At 64.3% G+C, this 8533-nt stretch carries 7 protein-coding genes; 5 read left to right on the plus strand and 2 right to left on the minus strand.

All coding sequences use genetic code 11. From position 1 onward, the window contains the following. Positions 1–890, minus strand: an 890-nt coding sequence (locus QZ609_RS21400; RefSeq protein WP_295499325.1) for a bile acid:sodium symporter family protein, incomplete at its 3' end; no start/stop codon positions are given. A gap of 120 nt (positions 891–1010) precedes the next feature. Here QZ609_RS21400 and QZ609_RS21405 point away from each other — a divergent pair. After that, a complete protein-coding gene (locus tag QZ609_RS21405) occupies positions 1011–1904 on the plus strand; it encodes a LysR family transcriptional regulator (protein WP_295499328.1) in 894 nt (297 codons plus the stop codon). Positions 1905–1918: 14 nt separating this feature from the next. Here the strand turns inward: QZ609_RS21405 and QZ609_RS21410 are convergent, their stop codons facing one another. Continuing rightward, entirely contained in the window at positions 1919–2677 is a 759-nt protein-coding gene (locus tag QZ609_RS21410; RefSeq protein ID WP_295499331.1) for a 3-hydroxyacyl-CoA dehydrogenase, read from the minus strand. A 280-nt stretch (positions 2678–2957) separates the two neighbouring features. On the opposite strand from QZ609_RS21410, the gene QZ609_RS21415 reads away from it, so the two are divergent. From QZ609_RS21415 to QZ609_RS21430, 4 genes are all read left to right on the plus strand, one after another. Further along, positions 2958–4286, plus strand: coding sequence for a TolC family outer membrane protein (locus QZ609_RS21415; RefSeq protein ID WP_295499333.1), 1329 nt, complete (start codon positions 2958–2960; stop codon positions 4284–4286). A 29-nt stretch (positions 4287–4315) separates the two neighbouring features. Beyond that, positions 4316–5575 (plus strand): HlyD family efflux transporter periplasmic adaptor subunit, encoded by a 1260-nt coding sequence (locus tag QZ609_RS21420; RefSeq protein ID WP_295499336.1) that lies wholly within the window; start codon positions 4316–4318, stop codon positions 5573–5575. 68 nt (positions 5576–5643) lie between these two features. Then, positions 5644–7782, plus strand: a complete 2139-nt coding sequence (locus tag QZ609_RS21425) for a peptidase domain-containing ABC transporter (protein ID WP_295499339.1) — start codon at positions 5644–5646, stop codon at positions 7780–7782. 23 nt (positions 7783–7805) lie between these two features. After that, positions 7806–8198: a hypothetical protein gene (locus tag QZ609_RS21430; RefSeq protein WP_295499342.1), complete on the plus strand. Its 393-nt coding sequence runs from the start codon at positions 7806–7808 to the stop codon at positions 8196–8198. Positions 8199–8533: the final 335 nt, after the last annotated feature.

Consider the following 8533-nt stretch of genomic DNA (forward strand, 5'->3'; position numbering starts at 1 on the left):
GGGTTGCCGGCAAACAGGATCTTCGCCATCGGCACGCCGTTCGCCAGGCTCTTCTTCGAGCCGCAGAACACGGCGGTGATCTCGTCGGCCAGCCCGAAGCCGAAGCGCCGCGCGATCCACGTGGTCATGCCCAGCACCACGAACAGCAGCGCGCCGCTCATGATCGCCACCGCCACGATGGTCTCCCACGGATACTTCGACCACACGCCCGCGTGCGTCGAATCGGCGAACGAGTTGAAGACGATCAGCAGGATCACCGCGCGGTCGACCTTGTTGATGATCGCCTTGTACTTGGCGATGAAGCCGCCAACGAGCGGGCGCAGCAACTGACCCAGCACGAACGGCAGCAGCAACTGCTCGGCTACGCTCAGCAGCGCCTTGCCCACCGACAGCTCGGCACCCGATGCCTGGATCACGAAGCTCATCAAGAGCGGCGTGGCGATCATGCCGATGAGCCCGGAGATGGTCGCGTTGAAGATGGCGGCCGGCACGTTGCCGCGGGCCATCGCCGTCATCGCCACGGAGGACGACACCGTGGACGGCAGCGCGCACAGGTAGAACACCCCCAGCAGCAGCTCGGCCGGAATGAACGGCTTGCATACCAGCAGGATCACCGCGCCGATCAGCGGGAACAGCACGAACGTGCAGCTCTGCACGAACAGGTGCAGGCGCCAGTTGCGCGCGCCTTCGACGATCTTCTCGCGCGAGAGCGCTGCGCCGTGCAGGAAAAACACCAGCGACACGCCGAGGAGGGTGACGATGTCCAGGTGCAGCGGCCCGCTGCTCGCGCCTAGCGAGGGGAACAGCAGGGCGAGCACGACCATCACCAGCATGGCGCGGATGAACCCGTCGATGCGGGAGAGCAGTGGGGACAACAGCGGAATCTTCATGTGCATGCGCCAGAACGGTGCCGGCGGGGCGCTTGTTGGGTTGCAGGGATAGGCGCTATTGCACGCCATCCCCGCTTAGAATACAAATGCATTGATCGAATCAATTCATACGGTGCCGATATGAATGTGACGCTGCGCCAGTTGCGCGTCTTCCTGGCCGTTGCGCGTGCGCACAGCTTCAGTCGCGCCGGCGACACGATCGGCCTGACGCAGCCGGCGGTGAGCCGCTCGATCTCGGAGCTGGAAGGGGAGCTGGGCCTGAAGCTGCTCGACCGCACCACGCGCGAGGTGGTGCTGACCGAGGTGGGGCGCTCGCTGGCCACGGCGCTGGAGCGCCTCGTCGCCGATCTGGATGACACGCTGGTCCAGGCGCGCCAAGTGGGCGAGCAGCGGCGCGGGCGTGTGGTGGTGGCCTCCAGCCCGACGGTGTCGACGCGCTTGATGCCGGTTTACGTGGCCGAGTGCGCGCAGCGCTATCCGGACATCCGCATGATCGTGCGTGACTCGGTGCAGGTCGACACGCTGCAGCTCATCCGCACGGGCGGCGCCGATTTTGGCGTGGTGGTTGAACCGCTCGATACCGAAGGCCTGTGGACTGAGCCGCTGCTGACTGACCCGTTTTGCCTGGTCTGCCGCCGCGATCACCCGTTCGCCCAGCGCAGCAGCGTGCGCTGGAAAGACCTGCACCGCACACCGGTGGTGTTGCTCGACCATGCCTCGGGCAGCCGCCCGCTGATCGATCGGATCTTCCTGCGCCAAGGCGTGCAGCCCGACGTGGCGCAGGAGATGGGCCACAGTAGCGCCGTATTCGGCATGGTGGAGGCGGGCATCGGCGCGGGCGTGGTGCCGTCGCTGTCATTGCCGCTGCCGTCGTCGTCGCAACTGGTGTCGGTGCCGCTCACGCCACGCGAGAACCGCGCCATCGTGCTGGCGCGGCGGCACGACCGTTCGCTCTCGCCGGCGGCCGAGGCGGCCTGGCAGATGATCCGCCGCATGGCGCTGCCGGCCGCCTGATCGCGAGCAGGTTCTTATTTCGGCTGCATGCGGATGGCACCATCCAGGCGGATGGTCTCGCCGTTGAGCATCGGGTTCTCGATGATGGCGCGCGCGAGCTGCGCATACTCCGCCGGCTTACCCAAGCGCGGCGGGAACGGCACCATCTCGCCCAGCGCGTGCTGCACCTCGGCCGGCATGCCCAGCAGCATCGGCGTCTCGAAGATGCCCGGCGCGATCGTCATCACGCGGATGCCGTCGCGCGACAGATCACGCGCGATCGCCAGCGTCATCGCCACCACGCCGCCCTTGGACGCCGCATAGGCCGCCTGCCCGATCTGCCCGTCGAACGCCGCCACCGAGGCGGTGTTGATGATCACGCCGCGCTCGCCGCCGGCATTGGGCGTGTTGCCCGCCATCGCCGTCGCTGCCAGGCGGATCATGTTGAACGTGCCGATCAGGTTGATGTTGATCACGCGTGCGAACTGGTCCAGCGGATGCGGCCCGGTCTTGCCCACCGTGCGCGAGGCCGTGGCGACGCCCGCGCAATTCACCAGTCCCGCCAACGTGCCGAGCGACGTAGCGGCTTGCACCACCGCCTGCCCATCGGCTTCCGACGCGACATCGCAGCGCACGAAGCGCCCGCCGAACTCCTGCGCCAGCGCGGTGCCCGCGGCTTCGTTCAGGTCGGCAATGACGACCTTGCCGCCGGCTTCGGCCAGCGCGCGCGCGGTGCCTGCGCCCAGCCCAGAGGCGCCGCCCGTGACGATGAATACCTGATCGCGAATCTCCATGCCGTGTCTCCTTGTTTGTGGTCTGCGAGTTACTTGACGTTTACGTCAACGTCATATGGTAACGCGAGTCGGCGTCTGCCGAAGTTTCAACAAGTTTGACGCGGTGCATCAGCAAATTCTGACTTGCGTGGTGACCGGGGGGTTTTGGGACCTTTCCTATGTCTCGCGGTATCACCCAAGGGAACAATGGCGTCCGTCCAGAGCCTGGAAATCCTTTTGCCGCAACGGTTTGCCGCGTGCGGTCGGTTGGGTTTCCGTTTCCATCGATATTGTCGCCACAGTGTCTTTCTCCCTGCGTTCTCTCTCGTCATTTGCGTTGTGCATCTCGCTGTCCGGCTTCGCAAGCGCGGCCAGCCTGATCGATGCGATCGACGCTGCGCGTGCATACGACGCAGGCTATTCCGCCGCACGCAATGCGCAAGACGCAGGGCACCAAAAACGCTGGCAAGGGATCGCGGGGCTGTTGCCGCGCGCCCAGTTCGATGCCTCATACACCAAGCAGGACCAGCCATCCGCCGCCTACGCCGCGGCAGTGCGTCGCCACGACTACAGCGCCAGCGTGACGCAGCCGATCTTCGATATGGCGAAGATCGCGGATTTCAAGCGCGGCGCGGCGCTATCAGACGTCGCAGACGTCGACTTCGCGAAAGCGCAGCAGCAACTGATCACCGACGTCTCCAGCGCGTATTTCGATGTGCTGTTCGAGCGCGAGGCGCTGTCGGCCGCAACGGCGGCGGAGAAGGCGTTCTCGCAGCAGCTCGAGCAAGCGAAGAGTGCGCTGGAACTGGGCGAGGGCACGCGCACCGAAGTGGACGAAGCGCAGGCCAACTACGACCAGGCGCGCGCAAAGGAAATTGCCGCCGCCAACGACCTGGAGATCGCGCAAGCCGCGTATGGCCGCCTGACCGGCCTGCAAGCCGATGTCATCGAGGCGATGCACTGGCAATGCGTTCCGATGTCTGCTGGCCTGCCGCTGGATGCCGCCCTGTCCCAGGCCGAGATTGACAACCTCGATGTGCGCAGCGCGCAGCTGCAGCTTCAGCAGTCTCGCGCCGACATCCTGACCGCCAGTGCGTCCCACCTGCCCGTGATCAGCGCGCAGGCCTCCTACGGCACCAACTGGAGCCGAGGCTCGGACCAGAACGCACTGGATGACATCTTTGGCACCACCTCCAAGACGCGCAACACCCTGATCGGCGTGAACCTGACGATCCCGATCTTTTCTGGCGGGTCAGGTATTTCGCAGATGCGTGAGGCATACAGCCGCCGCTACCAGGCCAGCGACGCCCTGGAAGATGCGCGCCGCAAAGCGCGGCAGGACTCGCGCGCGGCGTTTCTCAATGTGACCAACGGCGTGGTGCTGATCCGCGCTCAGGAGCGCGCGCTGGCATCGTCCAAGAGCAAGGTGGACTCGACGCTGATGGGGCGGGAGGTCGGCCTGCGCACCACCATCGACGTACTCAATGCCCAGCAGCGCTACTTCGAAGGCATCCGCGATCTCGCCGACGCCCGATACAAGTACCTGAAGGCGCGGCTGCAGTTATCGGCCTCGCTGGGTGCCCTCAACGATGCTGACGTGATGGCGCTCAGCTGCCATCAACCCGGCTGACGCCGACTCGCCTGCCTACGTTTTCACGCATGACTGATTCGCTTTTCCGGCAAGAGGCACTGGATGCCCAGAAGCACCGGCTGATGGGCACTGTCACCCTGTATTCGCCGCCGTGGCGCTGGCTGATGATCGCCGTGGTCGTTGCCCTCACGCTCGCCGTGCTCGCACTGTTGATCTTCGGTTCGTACACCAAGCGCGAACGCGTGGTTGGTCAACTCGTGCCAGCCGGTGGCCTGCTCAGCGTTGTGCCGCCCACCGCGGGCACCGTCTCGCGGACCCTGGTGCACGAAGGCGAAGCCGTGACGCGCGACACCAGCCTGATGGAAATCTCGTCCGAGGTGCTGACCGAACTTGGCGCCACGCGGCAGGCCGTCAGCCAGCAGCTCGATTTCCAGCGCGCGCGTCTGCAGAGCGATCTGACCAACCATGCCCGTACGAGTGATGAGGAGCGCCGCGGCCTGCAGATGCGCAGCGACATGCTGCGCAGCCAGGTCACGCAACTCGACCTGCAGAAAGACCAGCGCACGCGCCAGATCGATCTGGCCCGCCGCCAGCTCGAAAAGATGCAGGCCATGCGGGAGAAGGGCTACGCATCCAACAGCCAGGTCGAGCAGCAGGAAAGTGCCGTGCTGGATGCGCAGGCGCGCCTGCAAGACACCCAGCGCCAGCGCCTGGACGTCGAGCAGCAACTCACACAGATCAACCAGCAGCTGCGGCAGCTGCCGCTCAATACCGAACGCCAGCGCCATGAGGTGGAGCGCCAACTGGCCGACGTGCAGCGCTCGCTGGTGGAAAACGAATCCCGCCGCGCGATCGTGTTGCGCGCACCGCAGGATGGCGTGGTGGCGGCCTTGCTGGTCAAGCCTGGGCAGATGGTGAGCGGGCAGCAGTCCGTGATCTCGATCCTGCCCAAGGGCTCGCAGCTGGAAGCGCAGTTGATGGTGCCCAGCCGTGCCATCGGCTTCGTGCAGGTCGGCGGTCGCGTGGTGCTGCGCTATCAAGCCTATCCGTACCAGAAGTTCGGCCAGCAGTATGGCCACATCAGCGAGATCTCGCGCACGGCGCTGTCGCCGCAGGAAGTGGGCGCGCTGACCGGCCAGGGCAACGTGCAGGAGCAGCACTACCGGGTCGTGGTCAAGCTGGACCAGCAGGACATCGCCGCCTACGGCCGCGCCGAGCCGCTCAAGCCCGGCATGGCCATCGAAGCCGACATCCTGCTCGACAAGCGACGTTTGTATGAGTGGGCACTCGAACCCTTGTTTGCCATCGGCCGCAAGTTGAAGAGCTGATGCAGGCCCATGCCCGAATACCACGCCTGGCCAGTCTGTGCGGCCTGGTCTCTATCCGACACTGAACCATGAGTTTTCTCTCCGGTCTCCATTTCGGCTGGCGCCGCCGCCTGCCGATGATGCTGCAAACGCAGGCTGCCGAATGCGGGCTCGCCTGCGTCGGCATGATCGGCAACTACTACGGCCACGATTTCGATCTGGCCAGCCTGCGCCGCCGCTTCATCATGTCGCTCAAGGGCGCCACGCTCGCCGACGTGATGCTGGTCGCGCACCGGCTCGGCATGGCCTCACGCGCGTTGCGGCTCGAGCTGGACGAGCTCGATCAGCTGCGCCGCCCGTGCATCTTGCACTGGGACATGAACCACTTCGTCGTGCTCAAGCGTGTGACGAAGACAAAGATCACGATCCACGACCCGGCCCAGGGCATCCGTGATGTGCCGATGGACGAGGTGTCCAAGCACTTCACCGGCGTGGCGCTGGAGCTGATGCCGTCCACGCAGTTCAAGCGCATCGAAGAGCGCGAATCGATCTCACTGCGCAAGCTGGTGCACGGCGTGATCGGCCTGAAGCCCGTGCTGGTGCAGGTACTGGTGCTGTCGGTGGCGCTGGAGCTGTTCGGCATCCTCGCGCCGTTCTACATGCAGTGGGTGATGGACCAGGTGCTGGTCTCCGCCGACCTGGACTTACTGACCTTGCTCGGCATCGGCTTCCTGATGGTGGTGGTGTTCCAGAACGCCATCTCGGCGCTGCGCTCGTGGGTGGTGACGTGGTTCTCCAGTTTGCTGAGCGTGCAGTGGACGGCCAACGTGTTCTCGCACCTGCTCAAGTTGCCGATGTCGTATTTCGAGCAGCGGCATATCGGTGACGTGGTGTCGCGCTTCGGCTCGATCGGCACGATCCAGAGCACGCTGACTACGCGCTTCATCAGCACCGTGCTCGACGGCGTGATGGCGATTGCCACGCTCGTCATGCTGTTCGTCTACAGCGGCACGCTGACGTGGCTCGTCATCGGCCTGTTCGTCGCCTACGCATTGATCCGCTGGTTCGCTTACCGACCGTTCCGCCAGGCCAATGAGGATCACATCGTCTATGCGGCGCGGCAGCAGTCACAGCTGCTCGAATCGATCCGCGGCGTGCAGGCGATCAAGCTGGCCAACAAGCAGGAGCCGCGCGTGGCCACCTACGCCAACGCGACGGTGGATACGACCAACAAGAACGTCGTGATCCAGCGATTGTCGATCTCGTTCAGCACGCTGCAGGGCGTGATCTCGGGCGCGTGGCGCGTGGTGTTGATCTGGCTGGCGGCCAAGCTGGTGCTGGAAGGGCAGTTCTCCGCCGGCATGCTGGTCAGCTTCATTTCCTTTGCCGACCAATTCACTTCGCGCGCCTCGGGGCTCATCGACACCGTCATCGATTTCCGCATGCTGCGCCTGCATGGCGAGCGCCTGGCCGACATCGTGCTGAGCGAGCCCGAGCCTGACATGGAGCCGAAGGTCGCGACGCAGCATGCGAAGGCCCCGAGCCTTCAGGTCGAAGGCCTCAGCTTCCGCTACGGCGAAAGCGAGCCGTGGGTGCTGGACGACTGCTCCCTGTCGATCCGCGCCGGCGAGTCGATCGCGTTGGTCGGCCCATCGGGACAAGGCAAGACCACCATGGCCAAAGTCATTCTCGGCTTGCTAACGCCGGAGAAGGGCACCGTGTCGGTGGATGGCGTCGACATCCGCAAGCTCGGCCTGCATGCCTACCGCGACAGGATCGGCTGCGTGATGCAGGACGACATCCTGTTCGCCGGCTCCATCGCCGACAACATCTGTTTCTTCGATGCCGAGCCGGACCAGGCCCGCATCGAAGAGGCCGCGCGGCTGGCGCAGATTCACGACGACATCGCAGCAATGCCGATGGGCTACCAGTCGCTGGTCGGCGACATGGGCTCCTCGCTGTCGGGCGGGCAGCGCCAGCGCGTGCTGCTGGCCCGCGCCCTGTATCGCAAGCCGGCGATCCTGGTGCTGGACGAGGCGACCAGCCACCTCGACGTCGAGCGCGAGATGCGCATCAACGAAGCGATCGGCCACATGCAGATCACGCGAATCATCATCGCCCACCGTCCGGAAACCATTCGCAGCGCGGACCGCGTGGTGGTGCTCGACCACGGCAAGGCGATCGAGATCGAGGATGCGCACGCATGGTTGGAGCGGGCGGTGGCCTGACCAGCGCAAGAGCGGATTTCTGCGTGAGCCCATGGCACACACGCGAAAGCGGGCCTGAATCGCAGGGGCTCTTCAATACCTGCGAGCATTTTGTTTTAGAGAGAAATCACATGCGTGAATTGAGCGTGATGGAAGTGCAAGAAGTGTCGGGTGCTGGTCTGTTCAGCCGTCTGGCGGCATCTGCCTTGGCAGGTGTGGTGGGTTTTGCCGGCGGCCTGATTGTTGGTGGTAAGGCAGGCAGTGGTGCCGGCGGCATTCTGGGTGTCGGCGCGCTGACTGCAGGCGTCACCATGGTCATCGGCGGCATCGTTGGGCCGGTCGTTTCCGCAGCTGCTGCGTTTGCGGCGGACTGGGATGTCACCTTCACGTACGTGAAGAAGTTCTTCGACTCCGCTATCGGTGGTATTTACAACTAAGCAGGGAATTCCCATCTCGGGGAATCGCTGTCAAGCCTAATAGGCCGGACAGGGTGTCGATTTTCGATGCCCCGTCCCCGATGTTCTTCTTCTTGGCCATGAGATCCGATCCGATACGTTTCGGCGCAATCTCCAATGTTCCGTTGAAAGCATTGGCGGCGGCGACAGATCGAGCGCTTTCCAAGAAGGTGCGGAGCCGAAGGGTCGGTTTCCGCATTCAACCATCGTCAATCTATTGGAATAAGCAGGGGGGTTAAATATGCGTGAACTGTCAGTTTCTGATTGCAAAACCATTTCCGGTGCAATCTCCACGGCCGATATTATGAATTTCTTCA

Source organism: uncultured Ralstonia sp. (genome assembly GCA_913056305.1).
Classification (GTDB): domain Bacteria; phylum Pseudomonadota; class Gammaproteobacteria; order Burkholderiales; family Burkholderiaceae; genus Ralstonia.

Coding starts and splice junctions, on each gene's coding strand:
- QZ609_RS21405 (WP_295499328.1), top strand. CDS start 1,011: ATGAATGTGACGCTGCGCCAGTTGCGCGTCTTCCTGGCCGTTGCGCGT.
- QZ609_RS21410 (WP_295499331.1), bottom strand. CDS start 2,677: ATGGAGATTCGCGATCAGGTATTCATCGTCACGGGCGGCGCCTCTGGG.
- QZ609_RS21425 (WP_295499339.1), top strand. CDS start 5,644: ATGAGTTTTCTCTCCGGTCTCCATTTCGGCTGGCGCCGCCGCCTGCCG.
- QZ609_RS21420 (WP_295499336.1), top strand. CDS start 4,316: ATGACTGATTCGCTTTTCCGGCAAGAGGCACTGGATGCCCAGAAGCAC.